Here is a 24,247-nt window from a genome sequence, read left to right on the forward strand (position 1 = left end):
CGCCCGCGCCGCGTCCGGCGGCCCGCACGCAGAAGTGGCGCGGACCCCGTCGGTCCGCGCCACTCGTCCAGATCATGCGGGTCACTCCGCCGCGGTCAGCCGCTCCAGGTATCCCGCGAACGCACGCAGGTCCTCCTCGGGCCAGGCGCTCAGCGCCTCCTGCATCCGCTGCCGCTGACGGCCGCCGAGGTCGCGCATCCGCTCGCATCCGGCCGCGCTGAGCGAGAGGAACCGCGCTCGGCCGTCGGCGGGATCGGAGGTCATCTCGACCAGGCCCAGCTCGGCGAGCTGGCGGGCCTGGCGGCTGATCGCGCTGCGGTCGACCCCGAGCCGCTCCGCCGCGGCGCCGGAGTGGACCGGACCGCAGCGCTCGAGGATCCGCAGCAGCCGCAGTCCGAAGGGCGGCAGCGCCGGGTCGATCGACGCCGCCGCGTCCCGGACGGCGAGGCGCACCTGGACGGCGAGCACGGTGATCTGCTCCTCGACCTCGTGCAGCGCCTCGGCCGAGGGCGCGGCGGCGGGCATCAGGAGCGCTCGATCACGTCGACGGAGCCGGTGGGAGCGGCGTGGCGTGCGTGCCCGACCGGCTCCTCCTGCCGCTCGTCGTCGGCGTGGCGGCCGTGTCCGGCGGGAGTGGCCTCGCGACCCTCCCGGGCGTGCGTCGCGTCGTCCGTCCGCCGGGCCTGGCCGACGGGGCGGAGCGCCGCCTGGCCGTCCGAGGCGGCGATGAGGGCGTCCTCCGCGGCCTGCAGCGGAGTGGTCGGCTCCGCCTTGAGCTGCACCGCGTTCTTCGAGCCGAGACTCACGTTGGGCAGGAGGACGACGGCGATCAGCGTGACCACGGCGAGCGGGATGCTGTAGAGGAACACGTCGCCGACGCCGATCCCGTAGGCGCTCTCGACCACGACGCGCACGGCGTCGGGCAGGGTGGCCGGCTGCGGGATCGTGCCGCTGCCCAGCGCCTGCGCGGCGAGAGCCTGGTCGGCGGGAGCGAGCCCCGCGATGCCGGTCTTGATGCGGTCGGCGATCACGGTGCCGAGCATCGAGCCCAGGACCGAGACTCCGACGGTGCCGCCGAGGCTGCGGAAGAACGTGACCGCGCTGGTCGCGACGCCGAGGTTCTTCACCTCGATCGAGTTCTGCACCACCAGGACGAGGTTCTGCATCAGCATGCCCAGGCCGGCGCCGAGGACGGCCATGTAGATCCCGACGAGGACCAGGTCCGTGTCGTAGCGGAGGGTGCTGAGGAGGGAGGTTCCGATCACGGCGAGCACGCCGCCGCTGATCATGATCGCCTTCCACTTGCCGGTGCGGGAGATGATCCCGCCGAAGATCGTCGACGCGATCAGCAGGCCGGCCATCATCGGGATGGTGAGCAGGCCCGACTGGGTCGGCGTGGCTCCGCGGGCCAGCTGCATGTACTGCGCGAGGAAGACGGCGACGCCGAACATCGAGACGCCGACCGAGATGCTCGCCACGACGGCGAGGCTGAAGGTGCGGTTCTTGAACATCCCCATCGGGATGATCGGCTCGGCCACGGTGAGCTCGGTGATCACGGCGGCGATCAGCAGCACGACGGCACCGCCGACCATGACCGCGGTCTCCCACGAGGCCCAGTCGAAGTTCTTGCCGGCGAGGGAGACCCAGATCAGCAGGAGCGAGACACCGCCCGCGATGAGCACGGCGCCGAGGTAGTCGATCCGCACCTTGCGCTTCGGGTGCGCGGGGAGGCGGAGGGTCATCTGGAGGAGGACGATCGCGACGATCGCGACGGGCATCGCGATGAAGAAGTTCCAGCGCCAGCCGAACGCGTCGGTCACGACGCCGCCCAGGAGCGGGCCGCCGACGGTGCCGATCGCCATCACGCCGCCGAAGAGGCCGGCGTACTTGCCGCGCTCACGGGGGCTGATGATGTCGGCCATGATGATCTGGCTCAGCGCGGCGAGTCCGCCGGCGCCCAGGCCCTGGAACACGCGGAAGACGATCAGCATGTTCGTGTCCTGCGAGAAGCCGGCCAGAGCGGAGCCGATGACGAACAGGCCGAGGGCGAGCTGGATCAGCAGCTTGCGGTTGAACAGGTCGGCGAACTTGCCCCAGAGCGGAGTGGAGACCGTGGTCGCGAGCAGGGTCGCGGTGACGACCCAGGTGTAGGCGTTCTGGTCGCCCTTGAGGTCGGAGATGATCCGGGGCAGCGAGGTCGACACGACCGTGCCCGCGAGGATCGAGACGAACATGCCCAGCAGCAGGCCGCTGAGCGATTCGAGCACCTGGCGGTGCGACATGGCGCCGTCCGGCCCGGCGGGGGCGTGCGGCGCGGTGGTTCCGCGCGATGCGGCGCGGTGTTCGGGGTGTGACATGGGCTCCTCTTCATCACGGCGGCGGTTCTAGTTGACTGCGATCAACTATTGACCGAGAGCAACTATATAGCCGGGCGTCACGAATCTCCAGTGGCACTCTGCTGCCGTCCAGGCGCCGCTCCGGCCGCGCCTATCCTCGGAGCATGGACAACATCGATCGGAAGATCCTCGATCTGCTGCGCCAGAACTCCCGCGCGGGCTACGGCGACATCGGCGGCGTGGTCGGGCTCTCCGCCTCCGCGGTGAAGCGCCGCGTCGACCGCCTCGTGGCCGACGGCGTGATCCGCGGCTTCACGATCAAGGTCGACCCCGCGGTCGACGGCATGGCCACCGAGGCCTACGTCGAGCTCTTCTGCCGCGGCACCGTCGCTCCGGACGAGCTCCGCCGCATCCTCTCCGCGGTCCCCGAGGTCGTCGACGCGGGCACGGTCACCGGCTCCGCCGACGCGATCGTCCACATCCGCTCGCGCGACATCCCCAGCCTCGAGCTCGCCCTCGAGAAGGTCCGCATCGCGCCCAACGTCGACCACACGCGCTCCGCGATCGTCCTCTCCCGCCTCATCCAGCGCAGCGAGGCCTGACGGATCGCGCCACCTCCTCGACGCGCGTCGCGACCGCCTGGTACTCCATACCTGTATGGTGAATCCAGGAGGGCGAGCATGAGCGACAGGGAACAGGCCGGTACGGCGGCACGACGCAGACGGCGCATCTGGCTGATGCTGCCGGCTCTGTTCGTCGGCGTCCTGGCCGGGCACCTCGTCGCGACCGCGGTGGGCGCCGAGGATCCGTGGGACGTCGTGGTCACCGCCGCCGTCGCGGCAGCGGTGGCGTCCGTCGTCCTCGCCCTCGTCGACCGGCGGCGCTGAGCCCTCCCTCCTGGATCGGAATCCGAGGGAGGGAACGACGATGGAACGACAGAGGACGAGCACGGCACTGGTCGCGGCGGCGGCCGCTCTGCTGGCGGTGCCGCTGTTCACAGCGCAGGCCGCGCACGCCGAGCCGGCGAGGCAGGAGACGAGCAGCCGGGTGCACCTCGAGGCACGGGGCGGATCGGCGTCGACGGTGACCTTCGACGTCACCGACGGCACGCGGATCGTCGAGCTGGCGGGCGGCGGGGTCGGCTTCACGGACGGCGCCGAGACGTCCGACGCACTCCCGGAGAGGATCGACGTCGGACGCGGCCGCACCGTGTCGGGCCACTGGTCGATCGACGACTCCGACACGCTCACCTTCCACTTCGCCCCGGACTCGGCGTCCCGCTCGGCGGTGGGCGGCCTGCACCTGAACAGCGACTGGAGCTCGCCCGAATGGGGCCACTGCGTCGCCGGGAGCGGCGTCAGCGGTGCCGCGACCGGCGGGGTGATCGGCGCGATCTCCGGTCCCGGCGCGATCGCCTCCGCGACCGGCGGGCTGCTCGCGGGGATCATCGGCGGAGCGATCACCTGCTGAGCGCCGCCTCCTGAACGACCCGGATCAGGCGGGCGCGTCCGCTGCGGTGTGGACGCGCCCGCCGCCGATCCAGGTGCCCAGCACCCGGGTGTCCCCGATCGCCCGGGGGTCGCCGGCGAAGGGGTCCCGGTCCAGCAGGGCGAAGTCCGCCGCGAGTCCCACGGCGATCGAGCCCGACTCGCCGTCCAGGCCGTTCACCCACGCCGAGCCGGCCGTGGAGGCGGAGAGGGCGGTGGCGAGGTCGAGGCGCTGCTCCGGGAGGAACACCTCCTCGCTCCACCCCGGCTCGCGCTCGGACGGCGCCGAGAGCCGGTTCACCGCGACGTGGATCGCGGCGAGCGGGTCGGGCGTCGACACCGGCCAGTCGCTCCCCGCGGCGAGCACCGCGCCCGAGCGGAGCAGGTCGCCGAAGGGGTACTGCCACGAGCCGCGCCGCTCACCGAGGAACGGCAGCGTCAGCTCCACCATCTGCGGCTCCAGCGAGGCCCACAGCATCTGCAGGTTGGCCGCGACGTCGAGCGCACGGAAGCGCGGCAGGTCGTCCGGATGCACGACCTGCAGGTGGGCGAGGTGGTGGCGGTTGCCGCGGCGCCCGTTCGCCTGGATCGCCCGCTCGACCGCGTCCAGGCACTCGCGTACGGCACGATCGCCGATCGCGTGGAAGTGCACCTGGAACCCGGCCGCGTCCAGGAGCGGCACGGTCTCGTTCAGGAGGCGCGGGTCGACCATCGAGAGGCCGTCGCCGTGACCGTGGCCGCCGTGCCCGTCGAGGTAGGGCTCGAGCATCGCCGCCGTGAAGTTCTCGGCGACCCCGTCCTGCATGATCTTGACGGTCGTCGGCGCGAAGCGGTCGGCGGCGAGCGCCGCGCGCCGCTCGACGAGCTCCGGGATCTGCTCGACGCCGCGGCCCCGATCCCACCACAGCGCACCGCGGACGCGCCCGGTCAGCTCGCCGCTCAGCGCCGCTAGGCGGTACACCGGACCGGGATCGCCCACATCGCCGTAGGAGCCGATGATCGCGTCCTGCCACGCCGTCACTCCGAACGAGTGCAGGGTCTCCTGCCCGAGGAGCAGCGCGCGGTGGAGCTCGTCCGCGCTGGCGGGCGGGAGATGGCGGCGGACCGCGTCCATCGCCCCCTCGTGCAGGGTCCCGGAGGGGGTGCCGTCGGCCAGGCGCTCGATGCGGCCGTCGGCGGGGTCCGGCGTCGTGCGGTCGATCCCCGCGAGGCGCAGTGCGGCGGAGTTGACCCAGGCGCCGTGCCCGTCGGCGTTGGTGAGGAAGGCGGGCCGGTCAGGGACGACCGTGTCGAGCTCGCGGGCGGTCGGGGTGCCTCCGGGGAAGTCGGGCAGGTTCCAGCCGCCGCCGAGGATCCACTCCGCTCCGCTCTCCCGAGCCGCGTACCCGGCGACCGTCGCCAGGTGCTCGGCGGGCGACCCTCCCGCTCCGAGCCAGCAGCGCAGCAGCGCGGCGCCGCCCCAGACCGGGTGCACGTGGGCGTCCTGGAAGCCGGGGACGAGCATCCGGCCCTCGAGGTCGACCACCTCGGTGCGCGGCCCGATCAGGTCGGAGGCGTCGGCGCCGACCGCGACGATCCGCCCTCCGACGACAGCGACGCCGTGCGCTCGGGAGCGCACGGCGTCGGCGGTGAAGACGGCGCCGCCGGTCAGGACGAGATCGGCGGCGCTCACGGGTTCAGAAGCCCGCGGGAGCGAAGGCCTGCGTCATCAGGGAGAACAGCGACACCGTCCAGCCGATCGCGATGAGGAACGACACGACCACGACGCCGAGGAAGACCCAGAGCGGGAGGAGGCCGCCGCCGGTCACGCGCTTCACGACCACGCTGCGGCCGATCACGTAGACGTAGGGAGCGGCGAGGAAGGCCCACGCCCAGTGGAACGGACGCTGCAGGCCGGCTCGCTTCAGCTGGCGCCAGTCGAGGAAGGCGAAGACGACCTCCGCCGCGTAGATCAGGAAGCCGACGACCTGGAGCACGCCGAGGCCGACGAGGTAGGCCGTCGACATCCCCATCGAGGAGCTCGGCCCGTAGGTCGAGGCCATCGACGAGTCGACGATCGCGCTCGGCGGGAGGAGGAAGATCGACAGCGCCGAGAGCAGCGGCAGGAGGACCACCACCCAGATCCACGGGGTGGACGTGACGATGCTCGTGTCGCGCTGCTGCACGGGTGCTCCGGGAGCCGCTGCGTAGGCCGGGTACTGCGGCTGCTGCTGGCCGTAGGGCTGCTGCGGCTGCTGGCCGTAGGGCTGCTGGCCGTACCCCTGCTGGCCGTACTGCTGGGGAGCCTGCTGGCCGTAGCCCTGCTGCGGCTGCTGCTGGCCGGAGGGCTGCTGCGGCTGCGGCTGGCCGGAGGGCTGCTGCGGCTGCGGCTGCTGACCGGCGCCCTGCTGGCCGTAGCCCTGCTGCCCGTAGCTCTGCTGCGGGTCGGCGGACGACGGCTGCTGCGGATACTGACCCGAGGCCGACTGCCCGTAGCTCGTCGCCGCTCCGCTCGACGTCTCCCCGTAGGCGGGACGCTCGGCGGGCGGCGCGGGCGGAGTCGGTGCGGTCGGCGGAACGGGAGTCGCGGCGGCCTGCGCCGACCCGCTCTCGGCCGGGGCGGTGGGAGTGGCCGCCGGCGCGTCGCGGAGCGACTCCGTCCAGCCGGTCCCGTCCCACCAGCGCTGACGGGACGAGCCCGCCGGGTCCGGGTACCACCCGGCGCGGGGTCCGGAGGCCTCGCCGCCCGTGCTCGCGCCCTGGTCCGTGCCGGTTCCGTTGTCGTCCGTCATGGCGTCCTCCACTCCCCTCCGGGCGTCTGCCCGCGATCTCGGACCACCGTAGCGCCGCGACACGATGCATGGCCTGAGGGCGGGCTGATCGCGCGCTGTCCGAGCGCTGTCCGCTCCGGCAGACGCCGGAGGCCGCCGACCGCCAGGATGGACGCATGCCCCACCTCCTCCGAGCCCGCGCCGCCCTCTTCGACATGGACGGGACGCTCGTCGACTCGACGGCAGTCGTCGAGACCATCTGGGGCGCCTTCGCCGAGCGCTTCGCTCTCGACCACGACGCGGTGCTCGGCGCCGTTCACGGTGTCCGCGCCGCCGACAGCGTCCGCCGCTTCGCTCCGGCCGGCAGCGACGTCGACGCGATCGTCGCGGAGCTCGACGCGTACGAGCTCGAGCACACCGAGGGCACCGTCGAGATCCCCGGCGCGACGGCGTTCCTCGCCTCACTCCCCCGCGAGCGCGTCGCCCTGGTCACGTCCGCGAGCCCGGCACTGGCGGCCGCCCGTCTGGCCGCGGCGGGCGTCCCCTCCCCCGACACCGTCGTCACCGCCCACGACGTCGCGAACGGCAAGCCTGCTCCCGACGGCTACCTCGCCGCCGCGGCCCTTCTCGGCGTCTCCCCCGAGGACGCGCTGGTGTTCGAGGACGCCGAGGCCGGCATCCGGGCGGGTCTGGACGCCGGCATGCGCGTGATCGTCGTCGGGAGCCACGAGAGTGCGAGCACCCGGGGGCTGCCCCGGATCGCGCACTACTCCGACGCGCGCGCCGCGCTCGAGGGCGACGAGCTCGTCGTCACCCTCGGCGGGCCTCAGTAGCGGATCGCGTCGATCACCTTCACCCGCACGGCGACGATCGCCGGCACCAGGCCCGCGAGCGCGCCGACGAGGGTCGCCGCCCCGAGCCCGAGCAGCGCCGCCTCGGCCGGGAAAGGCGGGATGTCGGCGATCCCGTTGTCCTGCACGAAGGCCACCGTCCACGGGTTGGTGACGAGGATGACCGCGATCGTCACGCCGACCACTCCGGCGACCACGGTCGCCACGACGCTCTCCATCATGATCGAGAAGAAGATGCGGCCGGAGGAGGCGCCGAAGCTGCGCCGGATGCCGATCTCACGGATCCGCTGCCGGACGGTGACCAGGGCGATGTTGAGCAGTCCGAGCGCGCCGAGCGCCAGCACCAGGCCCGCCACGCCGCCGATCACCCAGGTCAGCACGCCGAAGGGGTCGGAGTCGTAGACCAGGTAGTCCTGCCGGTCGACCGACACCTCGAAGTCGGATCCCAGGGCGCCGGCCACGTCGCGCTCCACCGCCGCGGCGAGGGGCTCGGCCAGGTCGAGCGGCACCCACATCTCGTAGTTCGGCACGCCCTGCCCGCCGTACTGCGGGTCGGCGTCGCGGGCGACCGCCGGGTAGGCGTCCGCGAGCATCATCATCGACGGATCCGTCTCGAACTGCGAGGAGGGAGTCACGCCGACCACCACGCCCGTGACGTCGCGCTCGGAGCCGAGCAGGGTGACCACCGGGTGGGTGCGCAGATCCGGGCTCCCGATCCGCTCCCAGAAGCGCTCGTTGACGACGAGGGCGGGAGCGAGGCGCTGGGAGTCGCGGGCGGTGAACCAGGAGCCGTCCACGATCTTCAGCCGGTGCATCTCGGCGAAGGGCTGGTCGACCGCCTGCACCGCGACGTCGACGGCGCCGTCGGCGAACTGGACGCGCGCGCTGCCGTAGGTCGAGCGGCTCGCGTAGGTGATGGAGTAGCGCTCGAGCGCACCGGTCCACGCGGCCTGGAGTGCGTCGGCATCCACCTCGGCGGTGCCGGTACCGGAGGGGTAGGCGGAGAGGAAGAGGCTCGCCGGGCGCCCGCTGGAGCGCTCGGCCTGCTCGATGCTGGCCTGGCGGGCGATGCCACCGGCGGCGACGACCGCGGTCAGGGCGGCGACGGCCACCGCGACTCCGATCAGCGAGAGCAGCACGCGGCCGCGGTGGATCCGCAGCTCGGTCCACGCCTCGACGATCGCGCCGGCGATCCCGACGAGCGCGCGCATCAGAGGACCACCCCCTCGGCGACGGGGCCCGCATCCGCGGTCGAGCCCAGGCGGCCGTGGTCGAGCCGGTAGTGGCGCTCGGCCCGCGCCGCGATGGCCGGGTCGTGGGTGATGGTGACCAGCGCGGAGCCGGACTCGCGGGCGATCTCGTCGAGCAGGCCCATCACGCTCTCGCCGGTGTCGGTGTCGAGGGCGCCCGTCGGCTCGTCGGCGAGGATCAGCCGCGGTCGGCGCACCAGGGCGCGGGCGATCGCGATCCGCTGCTGCTCGCCGCCGGACATGCGCCCGGGCATCGAGTCCACGCGGTGCCCGAGGCCGACCCGCTCCAGCATCTCGGCCGCGAGGTCGCGGCGGCGCCAGAACTCCGATCCGGTCGCGTAGAGCAGCGGCGTCATCACGTTCTCGCGGGCGGTCCGCCCCTCCAGCAGGTTGAACTGCTGGAAGATGAAGCCGATGCTGCCGCCGCGGATGCGCGCGCGGGCCCGCGAGGACAGGGTCTCGGTGGGAGCACCCTCGAGCAGCATCCGCCCCTCGGTCGGCTCGTCGATGAGTCCGAGGATGTTGAGCAGCGTCGACTTGCCGGAGCCGCTGCGCCCCACGACCGAGACGTGGTCGCCCTCGCCCACCTCGAGATCGACGCCGTCGAGGATCGTCAGCGGCGGTGCATCGGGCAGCGGGACGACCTTGCGGATCCCCTCGAGCCGGAGGATCGTCACGAGCAGAAGACCGAGCCGTCGGGCTGCGCGATGCAGTCGCCGCCCAGCTGGACGTCGGGAGCAGCCTCCTCCGCGCCCGGCACGAACTGCAGGAGCTCGGCGCCCTCCTCCACTCCGCCGGTGATCTCGACGGAGCTGCCGTCGGTGAGTCCCAGCGTCACCGGGACCTCCTCGGTGCTGCCGTCGTCCGCCCGGCGGAACACGACGCCGGACTGGGCGGTGCCCTCGACCGCGGTGGTCGGCACGACGAGGACGTCCTCCGCCTTGCCTCCCGCGAGCGTCACCGAGGCGGCGAGCCCGGGGAACACGATGACCTCCGTCGGCACCTGGCAGGTGAAGCTCGTGCCGGAGCCGCCGGTGGAGGTTCCACCGCCGCCGCCGTCCGTCGCTCCGCCGGTCGTGCCGCCCTCGCCGGCTCCGGCGAGAGGGGTGCTGATGGTGAGGTCGGTGCAGGTGAAGCCGGCGGGCCCGCCGGTGATCGCGACCTGCGCCTCCGTCGGCCGGTTCTGGATGCGGTAGAGCTGCTGCGCGTCGATCGTGCCGGTGACGGCGTAGCTCGGCGGCGCGACCTGTCCGGTCACCTCGCCGACCGTGACGGCCTGGTCGTGGATGACGCCGAGCGCGCTGAGGGTGCCGCCGGTCGCGGCGTAGACCCGCTCGAAGCGCACGGAGGGCTCCTGCTGGGTGAGGGTGACGGCGCCGTCCGGGCCGGTCGTCTCGACCGGGTCGCGCGGAGTCTCGACGCGGATGTCGTAGATGAGATCGCCCGACGCGACGGCCGCGCCCTGCTGCACGTAGACGTCGTCGACCGTTCCGGCCGCCGTCGCCTTCAGCGGGACGGCGGGGTCGGCGGCGACGGTGCCCTGGAGGGTGAGGTCGTTGGTGACCGTGCCGCGGGCGACCGTGACGGTCGGCTCGGTGATCTCACCGGTCGGCTGCGTCGGATCGGCCTCGGCCGCGCCGTCCGGGAAGAACGCGATCTTCACCAGGGCGATGCTCGCCGCTCCGATGATGACCATCCACACGATCGGGAACACCCAACGCCGAACCGCACCCATCAAGTCCCCCGACTCCGCTTCCAGGGCGCTCCGCCGTGGGGCGCCGGAGGCAGCCTATCCGGCGGGGAGGTCGCGTCACGGACCGTGGCGCGCCCGTCAGCCGACGAGCGCCGCGACGATCGAGGCGACGCGGCGCGCCCTCGTCTCGGCGGCCTTCGCGCCCTCGACCGACGTGACGTGGGCCTTCCGCGCGCTCGGCGAGAGCGCGGCGAAGCGCTCCGCAGCGCCCGCCGAGGCCAGCGCGGACGCCAGGTCCTCCGGCACGGCGACCTCGCGCGGCGCGGTGTCGAGCTCGATCACGACGTCGATCGCGTCACCGCCGGCGAGCTGCGTCTCGCGGCGCTTCTCGGCCGAGAACGGGATGAGCGCGCGTCCGCCCATCGCTCCGACCGTGCTGGTGAAGCGGTAGCCGTTCACCGTTACCGCGACGGCGGGACGCTTGCCGCCGCCGAGTGCCTCGAGGACCTCGGGCGGCACCTCGATGCCGGTGTTGTTGCCGATCTGGAAGAGCGTCGTGGTGAACTGCACGAGGCGATGATGGCACGGACTCCCGCGTGTCGCGCGGCCGATCGCCGGACTGACGCGGAGGGCCGTCGACTCGATCCTCGTCGACCTCCCGTTCACGGATTCGGAGCGCTCGAGGGCGTTCTCCACGGCGCTCGGCCGGAGCCTGAATCCTCTGTTCAGGCCTGAATCCTCTGTTCAGCGACGACGCCGCCTGCTCCGTCGCCTCCGAGCACGTGTCCGCGATGCTCCTCCCGCACCCCTCCTTCTCGACCTCCAGGTCGAGGGGGATCATCGACGCGCGCTCCCGGGTGCAGGGCCTCTTCGCGGTGAGCGTCGGCAGCCGGGAGGAGGTCGGCGAGGTACTCGGGAACGGGCCGGCCTCCGGCGGCGCCGAGCCGGTCGCGGTGCAGGACCTCGGCTCCATGCGGGCGCGGCCTCGAGGACCCTGACGGGCACGTCCGGGAGTCCCTGTGCATGAATTCGGCCGCGGCCGAGGCCGGTCCGCCCCGGGAGCGAGGGGTCGGTGCGCTCAGCAGGAGCGGGTGTCGGGGTCTCCGAGCGAGGAGCGCACGGCGTCGACCGTCATCCTGCCCTCGGGGTCGAGCCGGGCGAGCATGCGCGACATGATGTCGGCCAGCTGCGGGATCTGCTCGGCGTCGAGCGGATCGATGACGTCGGCCAGCACGGTCGCGACGTGACCGGGCGCCGTGTCGACGATCTTCTGGAGGCCGGCGTCGGTGAGCACCGCGTTCGTGGCGCGGCCGTCGGAGGCGCAGGGGCGGCGCTCGAGGTAGCCGCGGGCGACGAGGCGGGTCACCACGTGCGAGAGCCGGGGCAGGGTCGCGTTGGTGCGGGCGGCGAGCGTGGTCATCCGGAGAGCGCGGTCGGGCGCCTCGGACAGCATCGCCAGCGTCAGGTACTCGAAGTGCGTGAGCCCCGCGTCGCGCTGCAGCTGCGTGTCGAGGGCGCCCGGCAGCAGTTCCACGACCGCGATGAAGCGCAGCCAGGCGTCGAGCTGATCGGGCGTCAGCCAACGTGTCTCGGGCGCACTCATCCCCCCACCCTACCCACTACTTGCCGCGACAAGTAAGTCCCCCCGCGCCACGTTGAGCCGCGTCCCGGGGCTCCGTCGGGAGGCCGACCCGCGCCAGCCTGATCCCACCATCGTCGCGAGCACCGCCCCCGAGGCGAACCAGCGATCCGCGTACCAGCGGATCGCTGTAGCCGGACGCACCCCGCCCCTCAGAACGCACCCCGTCGAGAAGCCGACCCCGCCACGCCCGTTCACACCATCCCCGCGAGCACCGCCCCCGAGGCGAACCAGCGATCCGCGTACCAGCGGATCGCTGTAGCCGAACGCCCCCCGCCCCTCAGAACGCACCCCGTCGAGAAGCCGACCGCGCCACGCCCGTTCACACCATCCCCGCGAGCACCGCCCCCGAGGCGAACCAGCGATCCGCCTGCGAGCGGATCGCTGTAGCCGAACGCACCCCGCCCTGCAGAACGCACCCCGTCGCGAAGCCGACCGCGCCACACTCGATCCACACCATCCCCGCAAGCACTGCCCCCGAGGCGAACCAGCGATCCGCGTGCGAGCGGATCGCAGTAGCCGAACGCCCCCCGCTCCACAGAACGCACCCCGTCGAGAAGCCGACCGCGCCACGCCCGTCAGGGACGGGCGTGGAATCCAACTCACAGCACGTCGTCGCTCAGATCGATCGGGTTGCCGAAGCGGTGGTTCGTGATCGAGATCGCCTGCTCGCGGAGGAAGGGCAGCAGTTCGACGCGGCCGGCGGGGGTGACCGGGTCGGCGTAGACGGCGGTGTCGAGGGCGCCGCCGAGGGCTTCGGCGAGGGCGGTCGCGAGGGGGACGCGGGATCCGTCGGCGCGGGTGAGCGGGACCGGCGTGCCCGTGCTGCCGCGGGTCATGCCGGCGACGACGTCGGTGAAGGAGCCGGTCGAGTCGGACGATCGGCGGACGACGGCCTGCTGTCCGTGGGTCGGACTGCCGGGGGCCTGCGGGCCCGCGTAACCGTCGACGCGGTCGGAGACGATGTCGCCGATGATGCGGATGCGCGGCGCCGTGATGCGGCCGGCCGCGGCGCGCTCGAGCCACTGGGCGTCGGTTTCGACGACGATGCGCGGGACGAGGCCCGCCATCTCGGCGAGCTCGTCGCCGCCGAGCATCTCCTGGACCCGCGGCGGGAGCGGGAGGGACGTGGAGATGTCCATCCGGGAGCGGGTCAGCAGGCCGGCGGCGATGACGCGGAGGAGCTCTCCGAGGTCGCCGCCGTCGGCCAGGCGCAGCGCGATCGGCACGCGGAGGTAGCGGAACAGGTTCCGCTCGACGCCGACCTTCGAGATGTCGGTGACGACGCCGAACTCGGTCGCCCAGGCGAGCTGGTCGGAGAGGGCGGAGCGGCGGAGCAGGTCGAACTGCTCGAACCGGAGCGAGGACTGGGCCGCCTCGATGAACTGGCGCGCGCGGTCGTCGAGGCCGCGCAGGTGCAGCGTCGAGGAGGAGCGCGCGGGCGAGGGCTTCCAGGAGCCGAGGCCGATGAGGTGGTTGGGTCCGCCCGCCTTCGCGCCGCCGCCGACGGACGAGCGCTTCCAGCCGCCGAAGGGCTGGCGCCGGACGATGGCTCCGGTGATGCCCCGGTTGACGTAGAGGTTGCCCGCCTCGACCGAGTCGATCCAGAGGGCGAGCTCGTCGGCGTGCAGGGAGTGGAGCCCGGCAGTGAGCCCGTACTCGGTGCCGTTCTGCATCCGGATGGCGTCCTCGAGGGTCGCCGCGTGCATGATCCCGAGCACCGGGCCGAAGAACTCGGTGAGGTGGACGTAGCTGTCCTCGGTGACGCCCTCGCGGATCCCGGGCGACCAGAGCGTGCCGCTCTCGTCGAGGCGCTGCGGCTCGACGAGCCACGACTCGCCTCCGCCGAGCGTGGTGAGCGCGTGCAGGAGCTTGCCGGTGGGCTCCTCGATGAGCGGCCCCATCACCGCCGACGGGTCGTCGGGCCGGCCGACGCGGAGCGACGTGACGGCGTCGACCAGCTGGGCGCGGAAGCGCTTGGAGCGGGCGACCGAGCCGACCAGGATCACCAGGGAGGCGGCGGAGCACTTCTGGCCGGCGTGCCCGAAGGCGCTGCGGACGATGTCGGCGACGGCGAGGTCGTAGTCGGCGTGGGGAGTGACGATGATCGCGTTCTTGCCGCTGGTCTCGGCCTGCAGTGCGAGGCCGGGCCGCCAGGAGCGGAAGAGGCGGGCGGTCTCGTAGGAGCCGGTGAGCAGCACGCGGTCCACGAGGGGGTCGGTGATCAGCGCCCGTCCCAGCTCCTCCTCGTCGAGGTCGACCAGGGCGAGGAGCTCCTGCGGGACGCCCGCGTCCCAGAGCGCCTCGACGAGCACAGCCGCCGAGCGGCGGGCCTGGGGCGCCGGCTTCACCACGACTCCGGAGCCGGCGGCGAGCGCCGCGAGGATCGATCCGGCCGGGATGGCGACCGGGAAGTTCCACGGCGGAGCGACGACGGTGACCCGCGCGGGGACGAAGGTGGCCCCGGTGACGGCGTCGAGCTCGCGGGCGCGGGTGGCGTAGTAGTGGGCGAAGTCGATGGCCTCGGAGACCTCGGGGTCGGCTTCGGCGATCGTCTTGCCGGTCTCGGAGGCCATCACCTCGATCAGGCGGTCGCGGTTCGCGGCGAGGACGAGGCCGGCGCGGTCGAGCACGGCCGCTCGGTCGTAGCCCAGGCGCTCGCCCCAGCGCTCCGCGCGGCGGGACACCGTGCGCAGCACCTCCTGGAGCTCCGCCTCGGTGCTCACGCGTGCGGCGTCGGCCGTGCCCGCTCCGATGGTCGACCCGGCGATGCGCTCGGTGATCAGGCGCGCCCAGCGTCGGTTGCCGGGGAGGGCGGGGTCGGTGTCGGGCTCGTTGTGGAAGCCCGCGGTCGCGGCGGCGGCACCGGAGCCGCGGCTGAGGCCGAGGACGGCCTGCGTCAGGCCCGCGGCGGCCGGGTCCTGCGCCCGCTCGCCGGCGCGGGCGTGCTCCTGCACGAGGCGGCGGCCGGAGCCGGAGGACCACTCCCGCAGGCGGTCCTGCGTGCGGTTCGGCGGCGGGACGGAGTCGTCGAGGGCCTCGAGCGAGGCGCGGAAGCGGCCGAGCTCCCGCTGCAGCACCTCCTCGTCGTCGAGGCGGAACGCGGCCGACAGGAAGTTCTCGGGGCTGCTGTTCTCCTCGAGCCGGCGGATGAGGTACGAGATGGCCACGTCGAACTCGTGCGGGTGCACGACGGGCGTGTAGAGGAGGAGGCGTCCCACGTCCTCGCGGACGGCGCGCGCCTGCCCGGTCGCCATCCCGAGCAGCATCTCGATCTCGACCGCGCCGGTCACCCCGCGCTCGGTCGCCGTGAGCCACGCCCAGGCGAGGTCGAAGAGGTTGTGCCCGGCGACGCCCACGCGCACCGCGTCGACGCGCTCCGGCCGCAGCGCCCGGTCGAGCAGGCGCTTGTAGTTCGTGTCGGCCTCCACCTTGCTGCCGACGGTCGCGAGCGGCCAGTCGTGCAGGGCCGCGTCGACCCGCTCCATCGCGAGGTTCGCGCCCTTCACGACGCGCACCTTGATCGGGGCTCCGCCGCGGGCCCGGCGCTCCTGCGCCCACTCGGTCAGCTCGTCGAGCACGCGGACGGAGTCGGGCAGGTAGGCCTGCAGGACGATGCCCGCCTCGAGGTCGAGCATGCCCGGCTGCTCGAGGAGGCGCCGGAACACGGCGACCGTCAGGTCGAGGTCGCGGTACTCCTCCATGTCGAGGTTGATGAAGGTGGGGTCGGCTCCGGACGCGGCGGCCTGGTAGAGCGGGGTGAGACGCTCCACGACGCGGTCGACCTCCTCCTCGAAGGCCCACATCGACAGCTGGCTGACGACGCTCGAGACCTTGACGCTGACGTAGTCGACGTCCGGCCGCTCGAGCAGGCGGAGGGTCCCCTCGAGGCGCCGGCGGGCCTCGCGCTCGCCGAGCACGGCCTCGCCGAGGAGGTTGAGGTTGAGCCGGTCGCCGCCCTCGCGCAGTGCGGCGACGGCCGCGCCGAGACGGGCCTCCGAGGCGTCGACCACGAGGTGCCCGACGAGGCGGCGGAGGACCCGGCGGGCCGCGGGCACGACCACCCAGGGCAGCACGGGGCCGACGGCGCCGCCGGTGCTGATCGCGGCGCGCAGGTAGGAGGGGAGGAAGGCGGGCGTCTTCGCGGTGAGCGCCGCGAGGTTCTCGGCCGCGACCGAGAGGTCCTCGGGCCGGGCGACGCCGTCGACGAACCCGACGGTGAAGTCGAGTCCGTTCGGGTCCTGGAGCACGCCCGCGAGCCGCTGGGCGGCGGGCTCGACCGGGAACTCGCCGCTGCGCGCGATCCAGCGGCGAACCAGGGACTCGACGCGCTCGATCATCGGGCGGTCGTCGACCTCGGGCTCGGCGGCGGCGGGCGCGGCGAGCTCCGACTCCGACGCGGCGTCGGGCCCGCGCAGGACCTCGTCCTCAGCGTCGCGCACGACCTCGTCCTCGTCCTGGATCTCGGACTCGCTCACGGCCTCGTCCTGAGCGTCGCGCACGACCTCGTCCTCGTCCTGAACACCGGACTCGCGCAGGTCCTCGTCCTCAGCGTCGGACTCCTGCTCGTCCTGAGGCTCGGCCACGTCCTCGGACGCGGACTCCGGCGCCGGCAGGACCTCGGCCCCGCTCACGGAGTCGCGGGCCTCACCTACCTCGACCTCGTCGTCCGACTTCGTGCCGCCCTCCGGCGTCCGACCACCGACAGTCGCGGCGACCCCGCTCCGCACGGCCGCGTCGTCGGGCTCGCGCTCCGGGTCGCTGCCGGGCACACCTGGGGTCGTCGACTGCTGCATCCTCCGAGGCTAAGCCCGACCCGCCGCGCGAACGCGGCGTGACGCGGTGGTCGCGCCGACTCGCCCGCGAGCCGCCCCTGTGGAGGAGCGGATCAGTGCCGGCGGTGGTCCTGGATGGTCATCCGCGGGCCGTGCCGCGGCTTCCTCGCTGCGCTGCAGCCGATCAGCCGGATGACCCGCTGCCGGTGCCCGCGCCACGGCTCGAGGAGCTCGAGCATCCCGTCGTCGTCGACCCCGAGCCGGCCCGTGAGCGCGAAGCCGACGGCCGCGGCCAGGTGGTAGTCGCCCACGCTGACCGCGTCCGGATCGCCGTGGGCCCGCATCATCACCTCGGACGCCGTCCACGGCCCGATCCCCGGCACCGACTGCAGCCGGCGGGCGACCTCGTCGCCGCCCCGCCCGAGCGCGAGGGTCCGCTCGAGGCCGGAGGCGACGAGCGCGGCGGTGAGGACGGTCCGCGAGCGCCGCGGATCCACTCCCGCGCGGTGCCAGTCCCACGAGGGCACGCGCCGCCACTGCTGCGCGCTCGGAGCCACGTGCAGAGCGACCGGCCCCGGGGCGGGCTCCCCGTGGAGGCGCACCAGCACCCGGTAGGCGCGCCACGCCTCCGTGCTCGTGACCTTCTGCTCGAGGACCGACGGCGCGAGCATCTCGAACACCAGGTTCGTGCGCGTGAGGCGCAGGCCCGCCGAGCGGCGGAGCACCTCGGCGAGCGGCGCGTGGGCCGACAGGTCGAGCCCGCTCCAGTCGTCGCCGTGGCCGAGGAGCTCGGGGACCGCGTCGATCAGCCACTCCGCTCCCCCGCCCCAGGCGCGCGCGTGGATCGCGCCGTCCGCCGCCTGCCGCAGATGCAACGTGCCCGGGCCGAGCGGCGTGCGGAACGCCCGCCAGAAGCCGGACGCGTCGAGGAGCATGGTCGGGTCGCCCGAGCCCCGCAGCAGCGTGCGGAGGGTGAGCGCGAGGCTCACGGGCTCCGACGGCGCGTAGACCGTCGCCCAGGAGGGCTCGGGAGCGGGGGCGGGGATCGACACGCAGTGATGCTAACCGGCGGCTCCGACACCGCATCGGACGCTCCTCCGCAGAACCCCCATCCACGACGTGTTCGGAGCGACACGCCCGGCGGATTGGTTCAGACGGCGTGAACACATGCGCGGATCCGATCGCCCGTTTCCACTGGTCAGCAGGTCGGTCCCGGGCGTAGCTTCGCGCTGTCGCGGCGGCGCTCCAGCTGCCCGGCACCCGCCTAACACTGGAGATGCGCACATGTTCGACACGACCTTCATCCGCAACGCGATCGTCAAGAGCTCTGAGACCGCTCTCGACCGTCGCCGCTTCTTCGAGGCCACCGGCGTCGCCGGCCTCGGCATCGGAGCCGCGGCCCTCGCCGCGCCCACCGCCTCCGCCGAGGAGGTCGCTGCCAGCGGCCCCAGCGACGCCTCGATCCTCAACTTCGCCCTCAACCTCGAGTACCTCGAGGCCGAGTTCTACCTCCGCGCCGTCTACGGCACCGGCCTCGGCGGCTCGGACGTGACCGGCAAGGGCACGCCCGGCGGCGTCATCGGCGGCCGCCCCGTCGACTTCAAGACCCCGTGGCTGAAGAGCTTCGCCACCGAGGTCGCGAACGACGAGAAGGCCCACGTGCAGTTCCTGCGGGCCGCGCTGGGCACCGCGAAGGTGGCCCGCCCGGCGATCAACCTGAAGGACAGCTTCAACTCCGCCGCCGTTGCGGCGGGGCTGATCAAGGCCGGTCAGTCGTTCGACCCGTTCGCGAGCGAGTCGAACTTCCTGCTCGGCGCCTTCGTCTTCGAGGACGTGGGAGTGACCGCCTACAAGGGCGCCGCCCCGCTCATCCAGTCGAAGACCTACCTCGACGCGGCCGCCGGCATCCTCGCGGTGGAGGCGTACCACGCGGGCGCGATCCGCTCGGCGATCTACGCCGCCGACCTGTCCGACTCGGCGAACAAGCTCTCCGACGCGCGCGACAGCCTCGACGGCAAGACCGACCTCGACCAGGGCGTCAAGGTCAACGGCCAGGCGAACATCGTCCCGACCGACGGCAGCTCCATCGCGTTCAGCCGCACCCCGGGCCAGGTCCTCAACATCGTGTACCTGAACCCCGCGGCCGGCACGCGCACCGGCGGATTCTTCCCCCGCGGCGTCAACGGCGAGCTCGTCACGACCTAGTCCCACCAGCACAGAGCACGACGACGGGCCCTTCCTCGAGGCGGCGAGGAGGGGCCCGTCGTCGTCCGCGTGCACATCCGTTCACCGGGTCCTCTAACCTGAGCGGGTGAAGATCGGGATCCTGACCTCCGGTGGCGACTGCCCCGGCCTCAACGCCGTCATCCGCGGTGCCGTCTACAAGGGCATCAAGGTCTACGACCAGGAGTTCGTGGGCTTCCGGAACGGCTGGCGCGGAGTGGTCGACGGCGACCTCCTGCCCCTGGGCCGCCCCGAGATCCAGGGCATCGCCAAGCAGGGCGGCACGATCATCGGCACCAGCCGGACGAACCCCTTCGAGGGCGAGAACGGCGGCCCCGAGAAGATCGCCGAGATGATGGACCGCAACGGCATCGACTCGATCATCGCGATCGGCGGCGAGGGCACCCTGGCGGCGGCCAAGCGCCTCACGGACGCGGGCCTCAAGATCGTCGGCGTCCCGAAGACCATCGACAACGACCTCGGCGCCACCGACTACACCTTCGGCTTCGACACCGCCGTCGGCATCGCGACCGACGCGATGGACCGCCTCCGCACCACCGGCGACTCGCACGGCCGCTGCATGGTCGCCGAGGTCATGGGCCGCCACGTCGGCTGGATCGCCCTGCACTCCGGCATGGCCGCGGGCGCCCACGTCATCCTCATCCCGGAGAAGCGCACCTCCCTAAACCAGATCGTCGAGTGGGTGCAGAGCGCGCAGGACCGCGGGCGCGCACCGCTCGTCGTGGTCGCCGAGGGCTTCTCGCTCGACACGATGGACGACGCCCACTCCGAGCGCGGCCTCGACGCCTTCGGCCGGCCCCGCCTCGGCGGCATCGGCGAGCTGCTGGCTCCGCTCATCGAGGAGCGCACCGGCATCGAGACCCGCGCCACGACGCTCGGCCACATCCAGCGCGGAGGCACGCCCACCGCGTTCGACCGCGTCCTCGCGACCCGCCTGGGCATGGCCGCCATCGACTCCGTCGTCGCCGAGCACTGGGGCCGCATGGTCGCCCTGCGCGGCACCGACATCTACCACGTGGACTTCGCCGAGGCGCTCGGCACCCTCAAGACGGTCCCGGACGCCCGCTACGAGGAGGCGCGCACCCTCTTCGGGTAGCGCGCGCTCCCCGCGGAGCGGGTCAGCCCTTCGCGCCGTCCGGCGTCGCCGTGGCGACGATCTGCGCCCGCGCGAGGGTGTGGAAGTGCGCGTTGAAGCCGAGGATCGCCGGCGTCGACTCCGGATCGAGGTCGAGCGACTCGACGTCGAGGGCGTGCACCACGAAGAAGTAGCGGTGCTCGCGGTCCGGCGGCGCCGCTCCGACGAACTGGCGCAGCCGCATCTCGTTGGGCAGCGTCTGCGCGCCCGCCGGGAGCAGCTCGAAGCCGGCGGCTCCGGCTCCCGTGGGGAGCTCCGTGGTGTCGGCCGGGAGGTTGTAGACGGCCCAGTGCCAGAAGCCGGAGCCGGTGGGCGCGTCGGGGTCGAACACCGTCACGGCGAAGCTCTTCGTCTCGGCGGGGGCTCCCGACCAGCGCAGGTGCGGCGAGACGTCCTCCCCGCCGGAGCCCTCGCCGTAGTGGCGGGCGGACAGGGGCGCACCGTCGGCGATGTCGTCGCTCTCGAGCGCGAAGGTCGGCACCTCGCCGAGGCGGGCGTAGGGGTCGTAGGTCCAGTCGGACATCCGGTTTCTCCGTTCGGGAAGGGCGGGCGGGGGCCCGCGCCCTCAGCCTAGGAACCCGGCGGTGCGCGCCGAAGGGCTTGCGGAGGGGGTCAGGACCCGAGATAGCGCCCGGGCCGGTGGTTGAACGCCAGGACCAGGTTGAGCACCACCACTCCCGCCGCCGAGATCAGCACGTTCAGCGGAGGCACCACCAGCAGCGCGGCCGCGACCACGCACGCGTCGAGCGCCATCATCACGTAGCCCGCCCGCCAGCCGAGCCGCTCCTGCGCGATCAGGGCGACGATGCTGAATCCGCCCAGGCTCGACCCGTGCCGGAAGAGGATCAGGAGGCCGATCCCCGCGAGCACGTCGCCCGTGAGGACGCCGTAGACGGGCTCGATCCGCAGCTCGCCGAACGCCAGCGGGTGCAGGCCCGCCAGGACCGAGACCAGCACGATCGAGAACATGGTCCGCAGCGTGAAGCGCCAGCCCTTCTTCCACAGCGAGAGGGCGAGGAACGGCACGTTGACCGTGACGAGGATCACGCCGAACGGGATGTCGAGCGGGTACCCCAGCAGCAGTGCGAGACCCGCGGTGCCGCCCGTGACCGCCTGGCTCGCGCGCAGCAGGTAGAGGCCGAGCGACACGACGAACGCACCGGTGACGAGACCGAAGACGTCCTCGAGGCGGGAGTGCGGCACGGGGGCGGAGGCGTCGGGCACCCGACGATGCTGCCACACGCCGCGCCCCGGTCCGGACGTCCTCGTAGGATGTGCCGGTGCTGCCGAAGATCCTGCTGTTCTACCGCTTCGTGCCGCTGGCCGACCCCGAGTCCGTGCGGCTGTGGCAGCGCGAGCTGTGCGAGTCGCTGGGCCTGCGCGGGCGCCTGCTGATCTCGGAGCACGGGGTGAACGGCACGCTGGGCGGCGGGATGGACGCCCTGAAGCGCTACGTCCGCCGCACCCGTGAGCACTCGGCCTTCCACGGGCTCGAGGTGAAGTGGAGCGACGGCTCCGGCCTCGACGACGACGGCCGCAGCCTCGACTTCCCCGGTCTCTCGGTGAAGGTGCGCGACGAGATCGTCTCGTTCGGCGCGCCCGACGAGCTGCGGGTCGACGCCGACGGGGTCGTCGGGACGGCGCCGCGGCTCGACCCGGACCAGCTGGACGCCCTCGTCGCCGAGCGCGACGACGTGGTGCTCTTCGACGGCCGCAACGCCTTCGAAGCCGAGATCGGCAGGTTCGAGGGGGCGATCGTGCCGGGGGTCTCCAGCACCCGCGAGTTCGTCGAGCAGCTCGACGCCGGCGTCTACGACCACCTCAAGGGCCGGCCCGTGGTCACGTACTGCACCGGCGGCATCCGCTGCGAGGTGCTGTCGAGCCTGATGACGGCGCGCGGCTTCGGCGAGGTGTACCAGCTCGACGGCGGCGTCGTCCGCTACGCCGAGGCGCGGCGCGACCGCGGTCTGTGGAAGGGGGCCCTGTACGTCTTCGACGGCCGCGGCTCCGTCTCCTTCTCCCCCGACGCCGAGGCGCTCGGCCGCTGCACCTCGTGCGCCGCGCCGACCAGCCGGATGCGCAACTGCACCGATCTCTCCTGCCGCGCCCAGCTCGTGGTCTGCGCCGACTGCGATGCGGCGGCCTGCGCCGCGCACGCGGGCCCTACGCTCGTGCCATGAGCATCGAAGCGCGCGGACGCACCCTCGTCGACCTCCACACCGCCCCCGAGCTGCTGCAGGTGGTGAACGTCTGGGACGTGATCAGCGCGACCACGATCGCCGCACTCCCGGAGACCCGGGCGCTCGCGACCGCCAGCCACTCCATCGCGGCGGCGTTCGGCTACGAGGACGGCGAGCGGATCCCGCTGGAGCTGCACCTGGGCATGATCGAGCGCATCGTCGCCGCCGTCGAGGTCCCGGTCTCGGCCGACCTAGAGGCGGGCTACGGCGACACGGGCGAGACGGTCCGCCGCGCGATCGGGATCGGCGTCGTGGGCGCGAACCTGGAGGACCAGGCGAAGCCGCTCCCGGAGGCGCTGCGGGCGGTCGAGAAGGCCGTCGCCGCGGCCGAGGAGGAGGCGGTGCCCTTCGCTCTCAATGCCCGCACGGACGTGCTCCTCCGCGCCGGCGACCGCGACCGCGGCGAGGTCCTGGCCGACGCGATCGAGCGCGGCCGCGCCTACCTCGACGCCGGCGCCACCTGCTTCTTCGTCCCCGGGCTGCTCCAGGACGCCGAGCTGGAGTCCCTCGTCGCCGCCCTCGGGCGGCAGCGCGTCAGCGTCATCGGCGTCCCCGGATCGCAGTCGCCCGCCCGCTTCGAGGAGCTCGGGCTGGCCCGCGTCTCCTACGGTCCGTGGACGCAGCGCGTCGCCCTGACGGCGCTCCAGGACGCGGCCTCCGCCCTCTACTCCGGCGGATCGCTCCCCGAGGGCACCCGGCCCCTGAACTGACCGCCCGGCCGCGGGCCCGCGGGCGTAGCGTGGGCCCATGTACCGAGCCATCGTCGTCGAGCGGCACTCCGACTCCGACACCGACACCCCCAACCGAGCCCGCCTCCTCGAGCGCGACGACCCCGACCGCTCGCACGGCGACGTGTCGATCGCCGTCGAGTACTCGAGCGTCAACTACAAGGACGCCCTGGCGCTGGCGGGGCGGCCCGGGATCGTGCGCCGCACCCCGCTCGTCGCCGGCATCGACCTGGTCGGCACCGTGGAGTACGCGGACGGCGAGGCGGGCGAGCGCTTCGACTCCGGCGACCGGGTGGTGCTCAACGGCGCCGGCCTCGGCGAGCGCCACGACGGCGGGCTCGCCGAGCGGGCGCGTGTCGACTCCGCGTCGCTGCTCCGGCTGCCCGGCGCCATCTCGGCGGCACGGTCCGGAGCGATCGGCACCGCGGGCTTCACGGCGATGCTGGCCGTGCTGGCGCTCGAGCGGCACGGCGTGCGGCCGGGCAGCGGTCCCGTCCTGGTGACGGGGGCCTCGGGAGGCGTGGGGTCGCTCGCCGTCGCGCTCCTGGCGCGCCTCGGCCACGAGGTCGTCGCCTCGACCGGCCGGCTCGGCGAGCACGGCGCTCTGCTCCAGCGCCTCGGCGCCTCCGACGTCATCGACCGCGCCGAGCTGCAGGAGGGCGGGAAGCCGCTGCAGTCCGAGCGCTGGGCGGGAGCGGTGGACTCCGCCGGCTCGCACACGCTCGCGAACGCCCTCGCGCAGACGCGGTGGGGCGGCACCGTGGCGGCGTGCGGTCTCGCGCAGGGCCCGGACCTGCCGGTGAGCGTGATGCCGTTCATCCTGCGCGGAGTGACGCTGGCCGGCATCAACTCGGTGGAGGCGCCGCGCAAGCTCCGCGAGGAGGCCTGGCGCCGCCTCGCCCACGACCTCGACCTGGAGCTGCTCGACGAGCTGACGACGACGGTGCCGCTCGGCGGGGCGGTCGACGCGGCCGAGGACGTGCTCGCCGGCCGCTCGCACGGTCGGACGCTGGTGGACGTCCGCGCCTGAGTGCACGGCGTCGCCGGAGGGCGTCCGCCCGCCTCGAGCGTGGAGGAGGGGGCGCCCCGGCCGGCGCTGCGGGGCGGCTGCTCGTGCGG

At 73.3% G+C, this 24,247-nt stretch carries 23 protein-coding genes; 10 read left to right on the plus strand and 13 right to left on the minus strand.

What is annotated here, in order from left to right; genetic code table 11:
• Positions 1-81: 81 nt before the first annotated feature.
• Positions 82-525, minus strand: a complete 444-nt coding sequence (locus C5B98_RS03815; protein WP_104222853.1) for a MarR family winged helix-turn-helix transcriptional regulator — start codon at positions 523-525, stop codon at positions 82-84.
• Positions 525-2,282 carry an MDR family MFS transporter gene (locus tag C5B98_RS03820; RefSeq protein WP_104222854.1) on the minus strand — a complete coding sequence of 586 codons (1,758 nt, stop codon included), beginning with the start codon at positions 2,280-2,282 and terminating at the stop codon, positions 525-527. Before C5B98_RS03820 ends, C5B98_RS03815 begins: the two co-directional genes overlap by 1 nt.
• 218 nt (positions 2,283-2,500) lie before the next feature.
• Here C5B98_RS03820 and C5B98_RS03825 point away from each other — a divergent pair, with 218 nt between their 5' ends.
• From C5B98_RS03825 to C5B98_RS03830, 3 genes are all read left to right on the plus strand, one after another.
• Positions 2,501-2,938, plus strand: coding sequence for an Lrp/AsnC family transcriptional regulator (locus C5B98_RS03825; RefSeq protein ID WP_104222855.1), 438 nt, complete (start codon positions 2,501-2,503; stop codon positions 2,936-2,938).
• Positions 2,939-3,016: 78 nt separating this feature from the next.
• Positions 3,017-3,223: a hypothetical protein gene (locus tag C5B98_RS16585; RefSeq protein WP_146076614.1), complete on the plus strand. Its 207-nt coding sequence runs from the start codon at positions 3,017-3,019 to the stop codon at positions 3,221-3,223.
• Between the two features lie 40 nt (positions 3,224-3,263).
• Positions 3,264-3,806: a hypothetical protein gene (locus C5B98_RS03830; RefSeq protein WP_104327357.1), complete on the plus strand. Its 543-nt coding sequence runs from the start codon at positions 3,264-3,266 to the stop codon at positions 3,804-3,806.
• 24 nt (positions 3,807-3,830) lie between these two features.
• On the opposite strand, the gene C5B98_RS03835 is transcribed toward C5B98_RS03830, so the two are convergent.
• Together C5B98_RS03835 and C5B98_RS03840 are read right to left on the minus strand one after the other, a co-directional pair.
• Positions 3,831-5,495 carry an amidohydrolase gene (locus C5B98_RS03835; protein WP_104327358.1) on the minus strand — a complete coding sequence of 555 codons (1,665 nt, stop codon included), beginning with the start codon at positions 5,493-5,495 and terminating at the stop codon, positions 3,831-3,833.
• A gap of 4 nt (positions 5,496-5,499) precedes the next feature.
• A complete protein-coding gene (locus tag C5B98_RS03840) occupies positions 5,500-6,594 on the minus strand; it encodes a DUF2510 domain-containing protein (protein ID WP_146076884.1) in 1,095 nt (364 codons plus the stop codon).
• A 155-nt stretch (positions 6,595-6,749) separates the two neighbouring features.
• Between C5B98_RS03840 and C5B98_RS03845 the strand changes: the two genes are divergently transcribed.
• On the plus strand, positions 6,750-7,406 hold the full coding sequence (locus C5B98_RS03845; RefSeq protein ID WP_104327360.1) for an HAD-IA family hydrolase: 657 nt from the start codon (positions 6,750-6,752) through the stop codon (positions 7,404-7,406).
• On the opposite strand, the gene C5B98_RS03850 is transcribed toward C5B98_RS03845, so the two are convergent.
• The 4 genes from C5B98_RS03850 to C5B98_RS03865 form a co-directional block, all read right to left on the minus strand.
• The gene (locus C5B98_RS03850; RefSeq protein ID WP_104226156.1) at positions 7,400-8,635 is read right to left on the minus strand and encodes an ABC transporter permease; all 1,236 of its coding nucleotides are present in this window, start codon (positions 8,633-8,635) and stop codon (positions 7,400-7,402) included. The two genes, C5B98_RS03845 and C5B98_RS03850, sit on opposite strands and share 7 nt — an antisense overlap.
• Positions 8,635-9,351, minus strand: a complete 717-nt coding sequence (locus C5B98_RS03855; protein WP_104233102.1) for an ABC transporter ATP-binding protein — start codon at positions 9,349-9,351, stop codon at positions 8,635-8,637. Before C5B98_RS03855 ends, C5B98_RS03850 begins: the two co-directional genes overlap by 1 nt.
• Positions 9,348-10,388, minus strand: coding sequence for an efflux RND transporter periplasmic adaptor subunit (locus tag C5B98_RS03860; RefSeq protein ID WP_104327361.1), 1,041 nt, complete (start codon positions 10,386-10,388; stop codon positions 9,348-9,350). The genes C5B98_RS03855 and C5B98_RS03860 overlap by 4 nt, the downstream gene beginning before the upstream one ends.
• Positions 10,389-10,505: 117 nt before the next feature.
• Positions 10,506-10,937 carry a YdeI/OmpD-associated family protein gene (locus C5B98_RS03865; RefSeq protein WP_104233100.1) on the minus strand — a complete coding sequence of 144 codons (432 nt, stop codon included), beginning with the start codon at positions 10,935-10,937 and terminating at the stop codon, positions 10,506-10,508.
• 212 nt (positions 10,938-11,149) lie between these two features.
• Between C5B98_RS03865 and C5B98_RS03870 the strand changes: the two genes are divergently transcribed.
• The gene (locus C5B98_RS03870) at positions 11,150-11,365 is read left to right on the plus strand and encodes a hypothetical protein (protein ID WP_104327362.1); all 216 of its coding nucleotides are present in this window, start codon (positions 11,150-11,152) and stop codon (positions 11,363-11,365) included.
• An 80-nt stretch (positions 11,366-11,445) separates the two neighbouring features.
• On the opposite strand, the gene C5B98_RS03875 is transcribed toward C5B98_RS03870, so the two are convergent.
• From C5B98_RS03875 to C5B98_RS03885, 3 genes are all read right to left on the minus strand, one after another.
• Positions 11,446-11,970: a MarR family winged helix-turn-helix transcriptional regulator gene (locus C5B98_RS03875; RefSeq protein WP_104233099.1), complete on the minus strand. Its 525-nt coding sequence runs from the start codon at positions 11,968-11,970 to the stop codon at positions 11,446-11,448.
• Between the two features lie 638 nt (positions 11,971-12,608).
• The gene (locus C5B98_RS03880; protein WP_104327381.1) at positions 12,609-16,346 is read right to left on the minus strand and encodes a proline dehydrogenase family protein; all 3,738 of its coding nucleotides are present in this window, start codon (positions 16,344-16,346) and stop codon (positions 12,609-12,611) included.
• Positions 16,347-16,894: 548 nt separating this feature from the next.
• Positions 16,895-17,833 (minus strand): DNA-3-methyladenine glycosylase, encoded by a 939-nt coding sequence (locus tag C5B98_RS03885; RefSeq protein WP_258063430.1) that lies wholly within the window; start codon positions 17,831-17,833, stop codon positions 16,895-16,897.
• A gap of 232 nt (positions 17,834-18,065) precedes the next feature.
• On the opposite strand from C5B98_RS03885, the gene C5B98_RS03890 reads away from it, so the two are divergent.
• The gene (locus C5B98_RS03890) at positions 18,066-18,986 is read left to right on the plus strand and encodes a ferritin-like domain-containing protein (protein WP_104222865.1); all 921 of its coding nucleotides are present in this window, start codon (positions 18,066-18,068) and stop codon (positions 18,984-18,986) included.
• A 106-nt stretch (positions 18,987-19,092) separates the two neighbouring features.
• Complete coding sequence (locus C5B98_RS03895) at positions 19,093-20,121, plus strand: 6-phosphofructokinase (RefSeq protein ID WP_104226151.1); 1,029 nt, start codon at positions 19,093-19,095, stop codon at positions 20,119-20,121.
• Positions 20,122-20,143: 22 nt separating this feature from the next.
• Here the strand turns inward: C5B98_RS03895 and C5B98_RS03900 are convergent, their stop codons facing one another.
• Positions 20,144-20,683, minus strand: a complete 540-nt coding sequence (locus tag C5B98_RS03900; protein ID WP_104222867.1) for a YbhB/YbcL family Raf kinase inhibitor-like protein — start codon at positions 20,681-20,683, stop codon at positions 20,144-20,146.
• Between the two features lie 89 nt (positions 20,684-20,772).
• On the minus strand, positions 20,773-21,384 hold the full coding sequence (locus tag C5B98_RS03905) for a YitT family protein (protein WP_244230588.1): 612 nt from the start codon (positions 21,382-21,384) through the stop codon (positions 20,773-20,775).
• Positions 21,385-21,440: 56 nt separating this feature from the next.
• On the opposite strand from C5B98_RS03905, the gene C5B98_RS03910 reads away from it, so the two are divergent.
• From C5B98_RS03910 to C5B98_RS03920, 3 genes are read left to right on the plus strand one after another with little or no spacing between them, the layout of a single operon-like run.
• On the plus strand, positions 21,441-22,340 hold the full coding sequence (locus C5B98_RS03910; protein WP_104226150.1) for a rhodanese-related sulfurtransferase: 900 nt from the start codon (positions 21,441-21,443) through the stop codon (positions 22,338-22,340).
• Positions 22,337-23,110: an isocitrate lyase/phosphoenolpyruvate mutase family protein gene (locus tag C5B98_RS03915; protein WP_104226149.1), complete on the plus strand. Its 774-nt coding sequence runs from the start codon at positions 22,337-22,339 to the stop codon at positions 23,108-23,110. Before C5B98_RS03910 ends, C5B98_RS03915 begins: the two co-directional genes overlap by 4 nt.
• Before the next feature lie 37 nt (positions 23,111-23,147).
• Positions 23,148-24,158, plus strand: coding sequence for an MDR family oxidoreductase (locus C5B98_RS03920; RefSeq protein WP_104327363.1), 1,011 nt, complete (start codon positions 23,148-23,150; stop codon positions 24,156-24,158).
• Positions 24,159-24,247 lie beyond the last annotated feature (89 nt).

Origin of the sequence: Rathayibacter sp. AY1A5, from assembly GCF_002930875.1 — a bacterium.
Classification (GTDB): domain Bacteria; phylum Actinomycetota; class Actinomycetes; order Actinomycetales; family Microbacteriaceae; genus Rathayibacter.

Bases quoted from the DNA above. Each gene is read 5' to 3' on its own strand.
- C5B98_RS03815 (WP_104222853.1), bottom strand. From the start codon at position 525: ATGCCCGCCGCCGCGCCCTCGGCCGAGGCGCTGCACGAGGTCGAGGAG.
- C5B98_RS03820 (WP_104222854.1), bottom strand. From the start codon at position 2,282: ATGTCGCACCGCCAGGTGCTCGAATCGCTCAGCGGCCTGCTGCTGGGC.
- C5B98_RS03825 (WP_104222855.1), top strand. From the start codon at position 2,501: ATGGACAACATCGATCGGAAGATCCTCGATCTGCTGCGCCAGAACTCC.
- C5B98_RS16585 (WP_146076614.1), top strand. From the start codon at position 3,017: ATGAGCGACAGGGAACAGGCCGGTACGGCGGCACGACGCAGACGGCGC.
- C5B98_RS03830 (WP_104327357.1), top strand. From the start codon at position 3,264: ATGGAACGACAGAGGACGAGCACGGCACTGGTCGCGGCGGCGGCCGCT.
- C5B98_RS03840 (WP_146076884.1), bottom strand. From the start codon at position 6,594: ATGACGGACGACAACGGAACCGGCACGGACCAGGGCGCGAGCACGGGC.
- C5B98_RS03845 (WP_104327360.1), top strand. From the start codon at position 6,750: ATGCCCCACCTCCTCCGAGCCCGCGCCGCCCTCTTCGACATGGACGGG.
- C5B98_RS03850 (WP_104226156.1), bottom strand. From the start codon at position 8,635: ATGCGCGCGCTCGTCGGGATCGCCGGCGCGATCGTCGAGGCGTGGACC.
- C5B98_RS03875 (WP_104233099.1), bottom strand. From the start codon at position 11,970: ATGAGTGCGCCCGAGACACGTTGGCTGACGCCCGATCAGCTCGACGCC.
- C5B98_RS03880 (WP_104327381.1), bottom strand. From the start codon at position 16,346: ATGATCGAGCGCGTCGAGTCCCTGGTTCGCCGCTGGATCGCGCGCAGC.
- C5B98_RS03890 (WP_104222865.1), top strand. From the start codon at position 18,066: ATGTTCGACACGACCTTCATCCGCAACGCGATCGTCAAGAGCTCTGAG.
- C5B98_RS03900 (WP_104222867.1), bottom strand. From the start codon at position 20,683: ATGTCCGACTGGACCTACGACCCCTACGCCCGCCTCGGCGAGGTGCCG.
- C5B98_RS03915 (WP_104226149.1), top strand. From the start codon at position 22,337: ATGAGCATCGAAGCGCGCGGACGCACCCTCGTCGACCTCCACACCGCC.
- C5B98_RS03920 (WP_104327363.1), top strand. From the start codon at position 23,148: ATGTACCGAGCCATCGTCGTCGAGCGGCACTCCGACTCCGACACCGAC.